Origin of the sequence: Pseudomonas ficuserectae, assembly GCF_024584585.1 — a bacterium.
GTDB classification, from domain to species: Bacteria; Pseudomonadota; Gammaproteobacteria; order Pseudomonadales; family Pseudomonadaceae; genus Aquipseudomonas; species Aquipseudomonas amygdali.
This window is the reverse complement of sequence record NZ_CP085684.1, coordinates 5,375,002-5,388,855: the sequence shown is the minus strand read 5'-3', so window position 1 is coordinate 5,388,855 and position 13,854 is coordinate 5,375,002. Positions and strand designations below refer to the sequence as shown.

The 13,854-nt window shown below is 59.7% G+C and carries 15 protein-coding genes and 2 pseudogenes; 13 read left to right on the top strand and 4 right to left on the bottom strand.

Annotated elements, in window-relative coordinates:
• Positions 1-306: 306 nt before the first annotated feature.
• From estP to LJU29_RS24155, 4 genes are all read right to left on the bottom strand, one after another.
• On the bottom strand, positions 307-2,229 hold the full coding sequence (gene estP, locus LJU29_RS24170) for an esterase EstP (protein WP_257111269.1): 1,923 nt from the start codon (positions 2,227-2,229) through the stop codon (positions 307-309).
• A 105-nt stretch (positions 2,230-2,334) separates the two neighbouring features.
• Positions 2,335-2,577, bottom strand: coding sequence for a pyocin activator PrtN family protein (locus LJU29_RS24165; protein WP_003316268.1), 243 nt, complete (start codon positions 2,575-2,577; stop codon positions 2,335-2,337).
• Between the two features lie 121 nt (positions 2,578-2,698).
• The gene (locus LJU29_RS24160) at positions 2,699-2,947 is read right to left on the bottom strand and encodes a DUF1654 domain-containing protein (protein ID WP_002551908.1); all 249 of its coding nucleotides are present in this window, start codon (positions 2,945-2,947) and stop codon (positions 2,699-2,701) included.
• A 154-nt stretch (positions 2,948-3,101) separates the two neighbouring features.
• Positions 3,102-3,713, bottom strand: coding sequence for a LexA family protein (locus tag LJU29_RS24155; protein WP_003372744.1), 612 nt, complete (start codon positions 3,711-3,713; stop codon positions 3,102-3,104).
• Between the two features lie 189 nt (positions 3,714-3,902).
• On the opposite strand from LJU29_RS24155, the gene LJU29_RS24150 reads away from it, so the two are divergent.
• From LJU29_RS24150 to LJU29_RS24090, 13 genes and pseudogenes are all read left to right on the top strand, one after another.
• Positions 3,903-4,346 (top strand): hypothetical protein, encoded by a 444-nt coding sequence (locus tag LJU29_RS24150; protein ID WP_005757996.1) that lies wholly within the window; start codon positions 3,903-3,905, stop codon positions 4,344-4,346.
• Positions 4,347-4,618: 272 nt separating this feature from the next.
• Entirely contained in the window at positions 4,619-4,813 is a 195-nt protein-coding gene (locus tag LJU29_RS24145; RefSeq protein ID WP_005757998.1) for a Com family DNA-binding transcriptional regulator, read from the top strand.
• 2 nt (positions 4,814-4,815) lie between these two features.
• On the top strand, positions 4,816-5,988 hold the full coding sequence (locus LJU29_RS24140; protein WP_016982694.1) for a cellulase family glycosylhydrolase: 1,173 nt from the start codon (positions 4,816-4,818) through the stop codon (positions 5,986-5,988).
• A 122-nt stretch (positions 5,989-6,110) separates the two neighbouring features.
• Positions 6,111-6,500 (top strand): hypothetical protein, encoded by a 390-nt coding sequence (locus LJU29_RS24135; protein WP_003411734.1) that lies wholly within the window; start codon positions 6,111-6,113, stop codon positions 6,498-6,500.
• Positions 6,481-6,819: pseudogene (locus LJU29_RS24130) on the top strand (hypothetical protein). The gene LJU29_RS24135 and the pseudogene LJU29_RS24130 overlap by 20 nt, the downstream one beginning before the upstream one ends.
• A 46-nt stretch (positions 6,820-6,865) precedes the next feature.
• The gene (locus tag LJU29_RS24125) at positions 6,866-7,456 is read left to right on the top strand and encodes a phage tail terminator protein (RefSeq protein ID WP_122323024.1); all 591 of its coding nucleotides are present in this window, start codon (positions 6,866-6,868) and stop codon (positions 7,454-7,456) included.
• Positions 7,453-7,641, top strand: coding sequence for a DUF2635 domain-containing protein (locus tag LJU29_RS24120; protein WP_002551914.1), 189 nt, complete (start codon positions 7,453-7,455; stop codon positions 7,639-7,641). The genes LJU29_RS24125 and LJU29_RS24120 overlap by 4 nt, the downstream gene beginning before the upstream one ends.
• A gap of 18 nt (positions 7,642-7,659) precedes the next feature.
• Positions 7,660-9,156: a phage tail sheath subtilisin-like domain-containing protein gene (locus tag LJU29_RS24115; protein WP_005758009.1), complete on the top strand. Its 1,497-nt coding sequence runs from the start codon at positions 7,660-7,662 to the stop codon at positions 9,154-9,156.
• Positions 9,157-9,216: 60 nt separating this feature from the next.
• Complete coding sequence (locus LJU29_RS24110) at positions 9,217-9,561, top strand: phage tail tube protein (protein ID WP_011167615.1); 345 nt, start codon at positions 9,217-9,219, stop codon at positions 9,559-9,561.
• Positions 9,558-9,854, top strand: a complete 297-nt coding sequence (locus tag LJU29_RS24105) for a phage tail assembly protein (protein ID WP_003316280.1) — start codon at positions 9,558-9,560, stop codon at positions 9,852-9,854. The genes LJU29_RS24110 and LJU29_RS24105 overlap by 4 nt, the downstream gene beginning before the upstream one ends.
• A gap of 130 nt (positions 9,855-9,984) precedes the next feature.
• Complete coding sequence (locus LJU29_RS24100; RefSeq protein ID WP_257111268.1) at positions 9,985-12,129, top strand: phage tail tape measure protein; 2,145 nt, start codon at positions 9,985-9,987, stop codon at positions 12,127-12,129.
• Positions 12,126-13,511, top strand: a complete 1,386-nt coding sequence (locus LJU29_RS24095) for a DNA circularization protein (protein ID WP_257111267.1) — start codon at positions 12,126-12,128, stop codon at positions 13,509-13,511. The genes LJU29_RS24100 and LJU29_RS24095 overlap by 4 nt, the downstream gene beginning before the upstream one ends.
• Before the next feature lie 3 nt (positions 13,512-13,514).
• Positions 13,515-13,772, top strand: a pseudogene (locus LJU29_RS24090) (phage baseplate assembly protein); the annotation flags it as partial.
• Positions 13,773-13,854 lie beyond the last annotated feature (82 nt).

The window sequence follows — 13,854 nt, the reverse complement described above, 5'->3', positions numbered from 1 at the left end:
GCGTGGGAATGCCTTGGGTGATGCTCCGCGTCAGAGATTTGCACCGCGCCGCAGTTCTCAGGAGAGGACGCGGAGCGTCCAGAACGGCATGCGACGCGGAGCGTCGCACGATAGCCTAGATTATCGTTCCTCACGCTCCAGCGTGGGAATGCCTTGGGTGACGCTCCGCGTCACAGATTTGCGCCGCGCCGCAGTTCTCAGGAGAGGACGCAGAGCTTCCAGAACGGCATGCGACGCGGAGCGTCGCACGATAGTGAAACCCCGAAAAAGCGCCACGCACGATAGTGAGGCTGCCCAGCGGACTCTCTAGAAACTCATACTCAACGCAACATTCACACCTTGCTGGGTCACGTCGTCGTTCTTGCGCCAGTTGTAGTTGCCGCGCAGTGTCAGGTCTTGAGTCAGCTTCTGGCTGACACCCAGCGTTGCCCGATTCAGGTCGCGTTGCGGTGCGTAACCTTCCAGCGTGAAACCCACTGACTGGACGCTGTTGAGCGCCATGGTCACGTCCTGCTGATCGCTCTCGAACTCCCGTTCATGGGCAACTTCTCCCCATACCTGTGTGCTCGGTGTCACCTGGAACTTGCCCTGCACACCCACGCCTGCACGCCGCGACTTGCGGGTCTGGTCGCTGAAGGTCAGTGCCGTCGAGCGATCACCTTTTTCCGAGTAGCCATCGACATCGATGTGCGCGTAGTCGGCGCTGACAAAAGGCGACAGATGCCAGCGGCTGGAAGCCCCCGCGATGTCGAAGCCGACTCGACCGCTGGCCGCCCACATCTCACCGTCGGTATCGCCTTTTTCCTGACCCTCGCTGACCCCCAGTGCGAACTTGCGCTCGGCATTTTCGTAGTCCAGCTTGCCGCCTGAAACCGCCAGATCACCCCACCAATGGTTGGCCTGATACTGCAGAAACGCGGTGGCGATGTAGCTGGTGAGTTTGTAGTCCGAGTCCCTGGGGCCTGCCTCAAGATTCTGCCGATACGCTCCGGCAACAACGCCGGTGCGCCAGTTTTCGGCAAATCGGTAGCTGCCGCCGATGGTCAGGTTGTAGCCTCTTCCATCAGCATCGGCCGAGCTGTCCTGCGCGTCGAAGTCCATTTTCTGACCGCCTGCGGCGATGATGCTCTGCCACTGGCCGACACCTTGCCAGTTGCCCCAGTCGCTCAGCCACTGCGCGCGAATCTCGTCCTGATGCATCCGCAGCGTGCCATTGGCCATCTCCGGCAACAGGGTTATTTCCCATGGGGCCGAGAGCAACGAATAGGCGTAGTCGGCCAGCAGTCGTTGTCCGGCTTCCGTCGGGTGGACGCGGTCGTTGAAAAACACTCGGCTCGGATTCGGCGTCGCGCTGGACCTGCCGTTGGCTGCGCTTTCTGTGCAGCTGTCGCCACTGAAGCAGGTACTGACCAGGTTCTCGTTGGGATCGAACCCGAAGCGTGCCGGTTCAGCGAGGACTTCATTGATCAGCAATGGAACATTCAGTGGAATGATCTGGGCATTGATCTGCGCCAGTCGGCTGACCAGTTGCTGATTGAAACCCGCGCTGAGTGCCGAGGTGGCCGAAGCCAGTGGCGAACCGCTCAAGGCTGGCGTTTTACCGATGTCCGGTAGCAACCAGACCATGATGTAGCGCGCACCGGCCTGTTGCAGGGCTTGCGCGCTGTCAGCCAGCTGATTGGCGGCTTGCGCTGCGCTGCTGGCACTCACCACGCGACCCTGCAGGAAGTCGTTGCCGCCTCCGGTCAGGTAATAGAGCGCATTGGGGTCGGCGCGAAAACCGTTTGCGGGCAGATAGCCGGTCCGGCTGCGCAGCAGTGTGCCTGTGTTCGGGTCGACAACGGTGGATTGCGAGTTGATCGACTCAAGAATCTGGTCGGTCCGATAGCCGCCGACTGCCCAGTTATTGCCATCCGGGGCGCCCAGCGCAGCATTGACTGGCGACGTGGAGGCCGCCAGATCTCCTGCCGGAACACCGAGCATTCTGCCAATCAGCGTCGATGAGTTCAGATTGAACACTTCACCGCTGCCGTCCTGATACGTGGGGCCGACACGATTGGTGAACCTTAGCGTAGAGCCCCTGGGCCCTGCGGTATCCGGAAACTGCCCGGCATCGGCCAGACTGTCACCGAATACCACCATGGTCGAATAGGGCGCGGCAGCAGCGGTGCCGCAGGCAAGCGATAACAGGCAGGCCGCGAAGGGCCAGCGCCTCGATGTCTTGGTCATGAACGGATCCCGATTGTTTTTGTTTTGTACCGGAAACGTAGCAAGATTTTTCATGGCTGCAAAGTTTGATGAACATTATCGCGCTGCGGCGGTGGTTTTTTGACCTCAGGCAGCCCTGTTGGTCACGATGGCGCTCAGATAGTTGGCCAGGTCATGCAGGTACACGAAGGGGTGACCCTGACGACTGCCGCCTGTGCGGCTGACCTTCAAGTCGATGCGTCCTGCGTTGATCTTGCGCAGCAGATTTCTGTCGTTCGACAGGTGCGAAAAATAACGCTCTCTAACGGCGCTCAGCGAAGGGCACGGCGTGGCGAATTCTTTGCGAAGTTGATCCAGTATTTCGTTCATTCCATGACTCCCTGTGGTTTGCATGTGAGTACTCCCGAGATGGGGTGCAGACAAACAATACGATATGTAGCGCGTCGTGACAATACAGTTTGTATTTTAAATACGATTTGTATTGTTCGTCTTACAGGGAATCGATGTACCAGGACACGCGAGCAGTGCCGTTTTCAGGGTTGCGGGTGACGCTGATACCTTCGGCCTCGCTGATCTGATCCATGATGCGCTCCCAGTGAGCCACCGATTCGCCAGGCTCCCTGATCAGCAGGACCTGATGCTCGATCTGCGCCTTGTCACTGGTGATAGCGTCCTGAATGCGCTGTGCCAAGGCCAGGTAAGCGTCATGTTGCGAGGTGTCGGGGAACTGCTTGAGCATGAGTGAACTCCTTTTTACTGTATGTGCATACAGTAATTGAGGGGTGTTTCTCACGCAAGCTACAAATGTTTCCTACACGGACACCTGCCTGGGACGAAACAGCGGCGCATGAAAAAGCCCCGGTTATCGGGGCTTGGACGTGGCATGCCGGGGGTCAGAGACGCATCGTCATCTGCCTGATGACACCGATCAGTTTGCACTCCTCGGTCACCGCAAGGGTCGGGTAGGCGGGGTTCAGCGGCTTGAGAAAGTAGCGTCCGGCGTCTTCGACCAGTTTTTTGAACGTGGCCTCGTTACTTTCCGGCAGTTTGGCGATGACCAGCTTGCCGGCAGTGGGCTCGATTCCGGTGTCGACCAGAATCAACATGCCTTCAGGAATGCTCTGGCCTGCGGGTGCGGTCATCGAATCGCCACGGACCACCAGCCAGAAGGCTCTGCCCTTGGCTTTATAGTCGCTGATCTCGAAGGTGTCCGAATAGCCGGCAGGGTAGGGCTCGACGGCTTCACTCCAGCCACCGGCCTCTACCCAGCTGATGACCGGATAGCGATAGAAACGCGAGGGCTGCACCGTGGGCTCCACGTTGTGCATGCCGGGCTCGCTGGCCGGAATGGAGGTGGTGAGAATCGGCAGGCCGAGCTCGGTCAGGAACCGATTGATAACCTCGATCTTCGGCTCACGCTTGCCATTCAGCCAATGCCCTACCGCGCCGGGCGTCACGCCCATCCGCTCAGCCATCTCTTCCTGGCTGATCTGCTGGGTTTCCATGACCTGTCTTGCGACTTCATACCATTTTCTGTTCATGCGTCGAATCATACAGGCTGTAGGGTGTTGAGCAATATACATAATGTAATGCTTCGTTGTGTCATAAAAATACAAAATGTATTGTAAGGCCTTGGTTCTGCGCAGCGAAAGACGCTGCGCAGCGTTTCAGAAAGGTCCTACAGGAGAGACACGATGATCGAGAAAATAGAAACCGTGATGCAGCATTGGGGGGAACAGCGCATACGCATTGGCCTGGGCGGCGGACTGAGCAGCCCGATGGCCGGGATCATGGAATGGGGCGCGTACATTCCGCGTCGCACACCCGGCTCGCGCGCACTGGTGGGTAATGGCAGCGGCCTGGACTATATAAGCAGTGAAGTCGAGGCGGCTGTGGCGCAGCTTTCGCGCAGCCCTGCAAAGAGCCGCGGGCCTGAACTGGCCCAACTGGCGACATTGCGTTATGTCGAGTCGTTGCCGGTGCGCGAGCAGATGCGTCTGGTGGGCATCAATGAAGGCGCAGACCGCACCTATCGCAACTGGATCAACAAGCTTCACCAGCAAGTGCTGGCAATTCTCGCTGAGCGCAGCGCTTCCAGAAGCAACAACGCCGTCGCCAACAAAGCTGCACAGGGCTGAACGAAGACACGGTTTCACGCCGTTTATCCGGGTCGATTGCACAGCTGTGGCCGAACTCGTGTTGAACTCCGGTCAAACTCGACCCACCCCGAAACTGCCCCTTCCCAGCCTTTCCGGAGGGGGGTAAAAAGGTCCCACGATATGCGATTTGCGCCTCAGGGCAGCAGCCGGAAACAGGCTGAACAACAGCCACAACCGGTCACTCGCAACCCACCTCAAACCCCGCCTCGGCGGGGTTTTTCATTGGGTCAGGCACACGGAGGCCAGTGCACATGTTGAAGGACTTTCGATGCGGGCAGTGCAAGAAACTGCTGGCCCGCATGGGTGAGTACACAGAGCTCCAGATCAAATGTTCCCGCTGCGGAACGTTGAATCATGTGAAGGCCGCGCGCTTCGAGTTATCGCCGTTGAGCGACAGAGGTACAGCAGCGTCGTTGCTGCCTCGCGGTGCTAATCAGAGGTATTAATCATGTCCAATAGCAGTTCTGCTGTCAGCCAGCTCAAGAATATTCCGCTGGTAGGTATCAACCTGGGTTCAGTGGCTAACGCCGGGCAGATCGTGCCTGGCGAGGCAGGGACTCATTATCAGTGGCCCAATCGTGGAACCATCACTACCTGGGTCAAGAATCGGGGCGTGCGTCTGATCCGTTTCCCGTTCGAACTTCAGCGCGCTATTCAGCTGTCGACTCTGGACGGCCTGCCAGGTCAAGGGGCGAACCTGAATACCGACTTCGTGAAGCGCTGGAAAGAAATGCTTGGCTGGATTCGTGAAGACTCCAATGGCGAGGCCAGAATCATTCCTGATCCGCACCACTACATGCGTTTGCATCGCTACGAAACCGATGCAAACGGGAACCTGACCGGGCGCATTCTTCCTGCCGCGGAGGCCGGTAATCAGAACGGCTGGAAGGCAACCGAGTCGGTATTGATCAAGGATGGGAACGGTGTCAGTGGCACTTTCTGGAGCGCCGTTCACCTGGCCAACTTTCACCAGAAGCTGGTCACCGAATGCGACGATCCGATGGTGTTGGGCTGGGGGTTGGGTAACGAGCCGTATTCGAATACTACGGTGGGTGCCAAGGACTACATTACGTTCCCTGCTCTTGAGGCGCTATACATCAGCACGATGAATACCGTGCTGCAGGCGTTGCGCAACAGCTCGAAAAAGCCGGTGTTCATTTGTGGGCTTGAGTTTGCGAGCGCCAGAAACTGGGCCACCGTCTCTGCCAACCTTCAGTCAAAGATCGTCGACCCGGCCAATGCAATTGTCTGGGAAGCCCATGCTTACGGCGATTACGATAAAAGCTCCAGCGGTGCCTACGCCAATAACAACGACCTGATCTCGCCGACCGTTCTGCGCGATGAAATCGTGGGTCCGTTTCTGACCTATGCCAAGACCAACAAGATGGCCGCATTTATCGGCGAAACAGGGATTCCGCCAACGGCTGCCGGTCGCACCGCGCTGAAAAACCTGCTCGATAAAGCGAAGGCGGAAAAAGTGCCAGTGACACTGTGGGTCACAGGGCCAGGCACCGATGGCGAAAAGATGAGCCTGGAGGCCAGCAATCAGGCGGAGACCGTCGCACTGGTCACACCGTACTTTGCCGAGCGCATTGCCCTGTGGGGTTATGCACAGGCATGACGGTGCAAGTCATTCCGTTCTGACCCAACAACGGAGCCCCGCATCAAGGGGCTCTTTCCAGTTTATTCAGGCTTTCGATTTTCGAGGGCCTTGAGAGTCCACCACCCTATTACGGAGCACCAATGGACCCAACCGACCTAGGCCCAGGCACAGCTACCTGGCTGGGCGGCACGGGCACAATTCTGCTTGGCGGCTTTCTTTGGCTGCGCAAGTTTCTTTCCAGAGATGCAACAGACCGGGCGATGGACAACGCGGACATCGGTACGGTGCGCCGCCTCAATGAGCTGCTCGACTCCGAGCGTCAGGCGCGCAAGGAAGCCGAAGCGCGGGCTGATCAGTTCGCCAAGGAGCGCAACGAGCTCGCCGCAGCGGTTGGGCGGATGGAGGGCAAGATCGAAGCCCTAACCAGCCACATCGTTCAACTCACCGACAAGGTCACCACGCAAAGCGCCGAAATAGCCCGGCTGCGATCCCAACTCGGAGGTGCAAACGATGCACAGATGCGCAATTGATTTCATCGCTCGCCATTGGTGGCGGCGCCTGGAGGTCTGGCTGATTTCCGTACTGCTGATCGCCGGCTGCCTGATGCTCGGTTTTCAGGCCGGGCAGTGGTCGGCGAATGCCGAGCATACGCAGCAGCTGGCCGAGGTTCGCAATGCCTACGACGCAGCGCTGGGCAAGCGCGACCGGTGCCTGGACAGGCTGGCCTAAACCACCACCCAGGCGGCAGACAAGGTCGAGAGTGCTGCATCAATTGCCAATCAGGCCGCTCACACGGCCAGCCGTGCTGCAGACAAGGCTGATGAGGCGTTGGGCAAGGCGAACCAGTAGGCGTTTCCCACGCCGCAATCAACCTTCAACACACGCGGAACCCCTCATGAAGATAACCCCGATAGTTGCCCACTTGCAGGCGACCTGCCCGAGCTTTGCCGGGCGAATCAGTGCCGGTATCGACTGGGCGGCGGTCGCCCTCGGTGATCAGCTCGCCCACCCGTCGGCGTACGTCATTGCCACTGGCGATCAGTCCACCGCCAACGATTTGCAGAACGTTATTCGCCAGAACATCACCGACCGGATTGACGTGGTGGTGGTGCTCGACGGCGGTGACAAGCGCGGGCAGGAAGCCAGTGAGCAACTGCACACCCTGCGAGCTGAGTTGTGGCGAGCGTTGGTGGGCTGGAACCCGGATCGCGATTACGACGCGATGCAGTACACCGGTGGCGCGCTAGTGCAGATCAGCGGCGACCGGGTGACGTATCGCTTCGGGTTTGCAGCGCAGTTTCAACTGGGCCGCAACACCTCCGATCAGCCTGCCGAGACCTGGCATGAAGCGTATCTGGACGGTTTGCCCGGATTTACCGGCGCCACCCTCGAGATGGACTGCGTTGACCCCGCAGATCCGAACCTGAAATCCCCCGGCCCTGATGGCCGTATCGAAGTGAAATTCACAGCAGAGGTAACACCATGACTCAACGCATCACTGTAGTACCGGCCGAGGGCCGCACTGTGCCGGATCCTGAGGCGGGCGATTTGCTGCCCGTCGAAGGTCGGCAGGTGACCTTCAACGCCTGGTGGCAGCGTCGTCAGAACGACGGCGACATCACCCTTCAAACCGAGCAATCCACCACCACCCATCAAGCCTTCACTGCTTAACCAAGAGGAAGCCAAGCAATGGCTATCAGCTTTAACAACATTCCATCCGATGTTCGCGTGCCGCTGTTTTATGCGGAGATGGACAATTCGGCCGCCAACAGTGCGTCGGCCAGCATGCGTCGACTGATCGTTGCGCAGGTCAACGACGATGTGTCCGGCCCCGAACTGGGTTCTCTGGTGCTGGTGCCGAGCGTGGCGCTGGCGAAAAACATCGGCGGTCAGGGCTCCATGCTGGCCTCGATGTATGAAACCTGGCGCAAGGCGGACCCCACCGGCGAAGTCTGGTGCCTACCGCTGCTCAATACCGAAGGCGCCAAGGCCGGCGCGAAAGTCACCCTCACCGGGGCGGCGACCGAAGCCGGTTTGCTGAATCTGTATGTCGGCGGCATGCGAGTGCAGGCCACTGTCGTTAATGGCGCAACCGCTGCCCAGGCGGCCACTGCACTGTCGGTGAAGATCAATGCCACGCCTGACCTGCCTGTCACCGCGGCTGTCGAAGCGGGTGTGCTGACCCTTTCCTGCAAATGGAGCGGGGCAAGCGGCAATGACATCCAGCTGGAATTCAATCGCCAAGGCAAGACCAATGGCGAAGTCATTCCGGCTGGCCTGACGGCGGCAGTCACGGCCATGACCGGCGGCGTGGGTACGCCTGATCAGCTCAAGGCACTGGCTGCGCTGGGCGATGAGCCGTTCGAGTTCATCTGCATGCCCTGGACCGACACTGCCACGCTGGATGCCTGGAAAGCGGCAATGGACGACAGCACCGGTCGCTGGAGCTGGGCGCGTCAGTTGTACGGCCACGTTTACAGCGCCAAGCGCGGCACGGTCGGTACGCTGGTGGCCGCAGGTCAACTGCGCAACGATCAGCACATCACCCTGCAGGGTGTCGAAAACGGTGTGCCGCAACCGGTCTGGCTGCAGGCCGCTGCACTGGCTGCGCGCACGGCGGTGTTCATCTCTGCCGACGCCAGCCGTCCGACCCAGAGCGGCACCATGCCTGGCATCGATCCGGCTCCGGCCAGTCAGCGTTTCACCCTGACCGAGCGTGAGTCGCTGCTGCGTTACGGCATCGCCACGGCGTACTACGAAGGCGGTTACGTACGCATTCAGCGTTCGATCACCACCTACCAGAAGAACGCTTACGGCCAGGCTGACAACTCGTACCTGGACAGTGAAACCATGCACCAGTCGGCGTTCATCATCCGTCGTCTGCAAGGCATCATCACCAGCAAGTACGGCCGCCACAAGCTGGCCAACGATGGTACGCGCTTCGGTGCCGGCCAGCCGATCATCACGCCGAGCACCATCCGTGGCGAGTTGATTGCGCAATACGCACGTCTTGAAGAAGAGGGTCATGTGGAGAACGCCGAAACGTTCGCCCAGCACCTGATTGTCGAGCGTGACGGCAATGACCCAAGCCGCGTGAACGTGATGTTCCCGCCTGACTACATCAACGGCCTGCGCGTGTTCGCGCTGCTCAACCAGTTCCGCTTGCAGTACGACGAAGCGGCATAAGCCTAACCAACCCTTTCAAGCCCGCCTCGTGCGGGTTTTTTCATTCTGGAGATAAACAACATGGGTCAGAAAGTTGCGGGTACCTGCTACATCAAAGTGGATGGCACCCAATTGACTATCAGCGGCGGCGAAGCGCCTCTGATGAACATCAAGCGCGAGACCGTCGTGCCTGGTTACTACAAGGAAACCGAAAAGGCCGCCTGGTTGAAATTCACCGCCGTGCATACCGCGGATCTGCCGCTCAAGCTGCTCACTACCGGTGTGGACATGACCATCACCTGTGAGTTCAAGAACGGCAAGACCTACGTCCTGTCCGGCGCCTACCTGGTCGATGAGCCGAGCAGCAAGGCTGACGACGGCACCATCGAACTGCAATTCGACGGCAATCAGGGGAGCTGGCAATGAGTGAAGTCATCGACTTGGCCAGCCCGATCGAAGCGCACGGCGAAACCCTTTCGCAACTGACCTTCCGGCGCCCTACGGCGCAGGAAGCGCGGGCTATCAAGGCCCTGCCGTACAGGATCGACAAGAACGAAGAAGTTTCCCTGGATCTGGACGTGGCGGCGAAGTACATCGCCGTCTGCGCCGGCATCCCGCCCTCGTCGGTCAATCAGATGGACCTGTGCGACATCAACACGTTGAGCTGGAAGGTTGCGAGTTTTTTCATGGCAGCGGCATCAGCAACCTCGAAGGACTGATCGCCGTCGTTTACGACCTCGCGTATTTCTGGAAGACCGATCCCGAACTGATGATGTCCAGGGAGCTGGACGTCATCACCGAGTCGATCTTGCAGACGCAACGCATCAACCAGATCCTGCAGGGGGAGTGATGGCAGACACTATCAGAACGCTGATTACCGGCGTCGACCAGCTGTCTCCAACGCTGGCAACTATCCGCAACAATGTCAAAGGCCTCGAGACCAGTCTGGGGGCCATAGACCTTGGCAAGGCAGTCACGGACAACGCTTTGGCGGGGCCTTTGATTGCCGGGGTAAAGGCAGCGATCGGTTTCGAGACCAGCATGGCCGGCGTGAAACGCTCGGTAAGCTTTGAAACACCGCAGCAGTTCCAGCAGATGGGGTCCGACATTCTGGACCTCAGTGAACGGCTGCCGGAAAGCGCCAATGGCATCGCGGCGATTGTTGCTGCCGGTGCCAAGGCCAATGTACCGCGTGAAGAACTGACCGGGTTTGCCAGCGATGCCGTGAAAATGGGCGTCGCATTCGATCAGACAGCGGCCGAGTCGGGCGACATGATGGCTTCGTGGCGGTCATCGTTTCAGATGACTCAGCCGCAGGTCGCGGCGTTGTCCGAGAAGATCAACGTGCTCGGCGGCAACAACCTGGAAAAGAAAATCGCCACCATGGTCACTGCAATGGGCCCGCTCGGGCCGGTTGCGGGGATGGCCTCCGGGCAACTGGCGGCAATGGGCGCAACCCTGGCCAGCGTCGATGTGCCGGCCGATGTGGCCGCCAGCGGCATGAAGCGTTTCATGCAGTCGTTGACCGAAGGGGGCGCGGCGAAAGCCGGGGCGTTCGAGGCGTTGCAGCTCGACGTCAACCAGCTGACCCAGGGCATGCAGAGCGACCCGTCCGGGACCATTGAAAAGGTCCTGACGGCGGTCTCCAGTGTTGACCCTGGCAAGCAGTCGGATGTTATCACGCAACTGTTCGGTGCCGAATCGCTGGGTGCTATCACGCCACTGCTGGCCAATCTGGATGTGCTCAGGTCCAACCTGGCCAAGGTCGGCGAGGGCGTGCAGAACAGCGGCACTATCGAGAAGGAATTCGCCGACAACTCACAGACCACGGCCAAGGCCATCAAAGAGATGACCAACCGTGTCGATCGTCTGGGCATCAACATCGGCAGTATGTTTCTGCCGGCGATGAACGAAGCAATGGCCGTGATCGGGCCGATGATTTCTCAGGTCGCCGCGCTGGCGGCCGAACACCCTGGCGTGATCAAGGGTGTGGTGGCCGCTGCGATTGCGTTCGGTGTATTGCAAGTTGCGGTCATGACCGCGACGACCGCCATGAGCGTACTTAGCGCGGTGATGGGCCTGTCACCGCTGGCCCTGATCGTGCGCGGCCTGGCGCTGGCGGCAGGTCTTCTGATTGCCAACTGGTCGACCGTCGCGCCTTATTTTCAAGCTGTCTGGGAAGCGATTCGTGGGCCGGCCATGGCGCTTTGGGACGTACTAAAGGCGGTATTCGCCTGGACGCCGCTCGGTATGATCGTCGCCAACTGGCAACCGCTGTCCGAGTTCTTTGCTGCGCTTTGGGACGTTATCAAGGCGCTGGCAACACCGTTTTTCGACTTCCTGCAGACGCTGTTCGCCTGGACGCCGTTGGGCATGGTCGTGGCCAACTGGCAGCCAATCTCCGAGTACTTCGCCGGGCTATGGGAAACCATCAAGGCCGAGGCACAGCCGTTTACCGATGTGCTGGCAACGCTGTTCAGTTTTTCGCCGCTGGGCATGGTCATCGAGAATTGGCAGCCGATCAAAACCTGGTTCGCAGGTCTGTGGGCGGACATCAAGCCATTCATCGAACCGATCATGAGCTGGTTTGGTGGCGACACTGATAAGACCGTGCTGCAGAGGGCGACCGAGAAGGCCAATCAGTTCGCGGAACAACAGCGGATACGCAATGCAGGCCCGGGCGGCGGGACCGGTGCGTTTCTGGCGGCCGGTGCCGTCGAGAACGTTCGCATGAATCAGCAGTTGCTCAATCAGGCCACTGGCGTGCCGTCGACCAGCCAATTGCTCGGCGTACCCACCCCGCTGGCGCCCGGCAGCCTGTTGTTGCAGCAGGGCGCAGCCGGGGCCGGTCCGCGACTTGAAGGCGAGCTCAACATTCGCTTTGAAAACGCGCCGCCGGGCATGCGTGCCGGGCAAGTGCAAACCAACCAGCCGGGTTTGACGATATCGCCAAACGTCGGTTATCGAACCCTCGGCGCAGGAGCCGCATCATGAGTACATGGCGTGACAGCCTGCTGCCAGCGTCTTTTCGGGGCGTCGGTTTTTTCATTGAAAAAGCCGTCGTTCCGGCAGGCCGCAAGGGGCAGTTGCATGAGTTTCCACAACGCGACGAGCCTTATTTCGAGTCGCTGGGCAAACAGTCGAAAGTGCATACGCTGACGGGGTTCATTGTCGGTCCCGACTGTTTCGAACAGCGAGACAGACTGCTGCAGGCACTGGAGCAGGAAGGTGCCGGCGAGCTGGTACATCCCTGGCTGGGTCGCGTGCAGGTTCAGGTTGGCGAGTGCGGCGTCACACACAACCTGAGCGAAGGCGGACTCGTCCGGCTGGACCTGAAATTCTATCCGGCCAACCCGCTCAAGTTTCCCGTGTCGACGCTCAATACGCGACGGCAGTTGCTGGGCGCGTCCGAGAGCCTGCTGGATTCGGCGCTCAGGCGCTACCGCTCGGTGATGGCCACAGTGGACGCGGTACGTATCAACATTCAGGCGCTGCGCAGCGCCCTGTCGGGTGTGTTCGCAACCATTCAGCGGCAGTTCGTACCGTTTATGGCGATCTATTCGGATGTCACCGCGCTGGTGCATTCGCTGGTCGATGCGCCGTTGACGGTCAGCACGCTGTTTACCACGTTCTTCGCCAGTTTCGACGGTGACAGTCAACGAGCCAGAAGAGCGAGCGGCACCAGCAGTTCCGGCAGCTCGGTCACCGGCAGTTCAGCAAGCGGTTCCGCGAGCGGCAATAGCGGCGGCACGTCCAACAGCATTGCATCAAGGTCCAGCGGCAACGGTGGGGCGTCTTCTGTTGAAACGGTCGATTACCGGTCTGTGATTTCCGAGGCCACACAACAGGCAGAGGCGGTGTCCGGTATCAATCTGGTCAGCCAGGGCAGCGGTCGTGATACCAGTGTGACGGCTCAGGCCACTGCCAACCTGGTTCAGGATGCCTTGTTGGTCAAGGTGGCGAGAATCGTCGCGAGCATGCCTATTGCGACGACGGTCACGCCGCTCAACGTGGTGCCCTCGCTTGATCAGCAGGTGACGCAAGCCCTGCAACGCGTGGATGTGCCGGTTGCCGATGACATCATCGAACTGCGCGACACGCTGAGTTCGGCCATCTGGGAAGCGTCGTTGAAAGCCGATCCCGAACATTATCTGGCGCTCAACACGTTGCGTCAGGCGTTGATCAGGCACCTCAACGCGGTGGCGGCCTCCGGTGTACGTCTGGTGGACATGAAGGTCTCCGAGCCTTTGCCCGCGCTGGTGCTGGCCTATCGCCGATTCGGTGACGCCAGCCGGGCGCAGGAAATGGTGCAGCGCAATCGGCTGGCCCACCCGGGTTTCGTACCGCCAGGCACGCTGAAGATCGCACAGGAGTGACCCATGATCGACCCTAACGTTGTCACCCTGACGGTTGACGAGCACGACTATGCCGGCTGGAAGTCGGTGGAAATCTCTGCCGGGATCGAGCGTCAGGCGCGCAGCTTTGACGTGAGCATTACCTGGCAGTGGCCGGGCACTGAAATCTCGCATCCGATCACGCCCGGCGCAGCGTGCGAAGTACGTATCGGCGGCGAGTTGATTCTGACCGGCTGGGTGTTTGCCGCGCCGATCAGCTATGACGGCAAGCAAATCACGCTAGGGAAGGTCTGAAGTAGCCGGATGTTTTCCGGCTACCGAGTCCTCAGCACTTTTCAAAAAACGATGCATGTCGAAATTTGCT

Coding starts and splice junctions, on each gene's coding strand:
- LJU29_RS24165 (WP_003316268.1), bottom strand. CDS start 2,577: ATGAACGAAATACTGGATCAACTTCGCAAAGAATTCGCCACGCCGTGC.
- LJU29_RS24140 (WP_016982694.1), top strand. CDS start 4,816: ATGTCCAATAGCAGTTCTGCTGTCAGCCAGCTCAAGAATATTCCGCTG.
- LJU29_RS24150 (WP_005757996.1), top strand. CDS start 3,903: ATGATCGAGAAAATAGAAACCGTGATGCAGCATTGGGGGGAACAGCGC.
- LJU29_RS24135 (WP_003411734.1), top strand. CDS start 6,111: ATGGACCCAACCGACCTAGGCCCAGGCACAGCTACCTGGCTGGGCGGC.
- LJU29_RS24145 (WP_005757998.1), top strand. CDS start 4,619: ATGTTGAAGGACTTTCGATGCGGGCAGTGCAAGAAACTGCTGGCCCGC.
- LJU29_RS24110 (WP_011167615.1), top strand. CDS start 9,217: ATGGGTCAGAAAGTTGCGGGTACCTGCTACATCAAAGTGGATGGCACC.
- LJU29_RS24115 (WP_005758009.1), top strand. CDS start 7,660: ATGGCTATCAGCTTTAACAACATTCCATCCGATGTTCGCGTGCCGCTG.
- LJU29_RS24120 (WP_002551914.1), top strand. CDS start 7,453: ATGACTCAACGCATCACTGTAGTACCGGCCGAGGGCCGCACTGTGCCG.
- LJU29_RS24105 (WP_003316280.1), top strand. CDS start 9,558: ATGAGTGAAGTCATCGACTTGGCCAGCCCGATCGAAGCGCACGGCGAA.
- LJU29_RS24095 (WP_257111267.1), top strand. CDS start 12,126: ATGAGTACATGGCGTGACAGCCTGCTGCCAGCGTCTTTTCGGGGCGTC.
- LJU29_RS24155 (WP_003372744.1), bottom strand. CDS start 3,713: ATGGAAACCCAGCAGATCAGCCAGGAAGAGATGGCTGAGCGGATGGGC.
- LJU29_RS24125 (WP_122323024.1), top strand. CDS start 6,866: ATGAAGATAACCCCGATAGTTGCCCACTTGCAGGCGACCTGCCCGAGC.
- LJU29_RS24100 (WP_257111268.1), top strand. CDS start 9,985: ATGGCAGACACTATCAGAACGCTGATTACCGGCGTCGACCAGCTGTCT.
- LJU29_RS24160 (WP_002551908.1), bottom strand. CDS start 2,947: ATGCTCAAGCAGTTCCCCGACACCTCGCAACATGACGCTTACCTGGCC.
- estP (WP_257111269.1), bottom strand. CDS start 2,229: ATGACCAAGACATCGAGGCGCTGGCCCTTCGCGGCCTGCCTGTTATCG.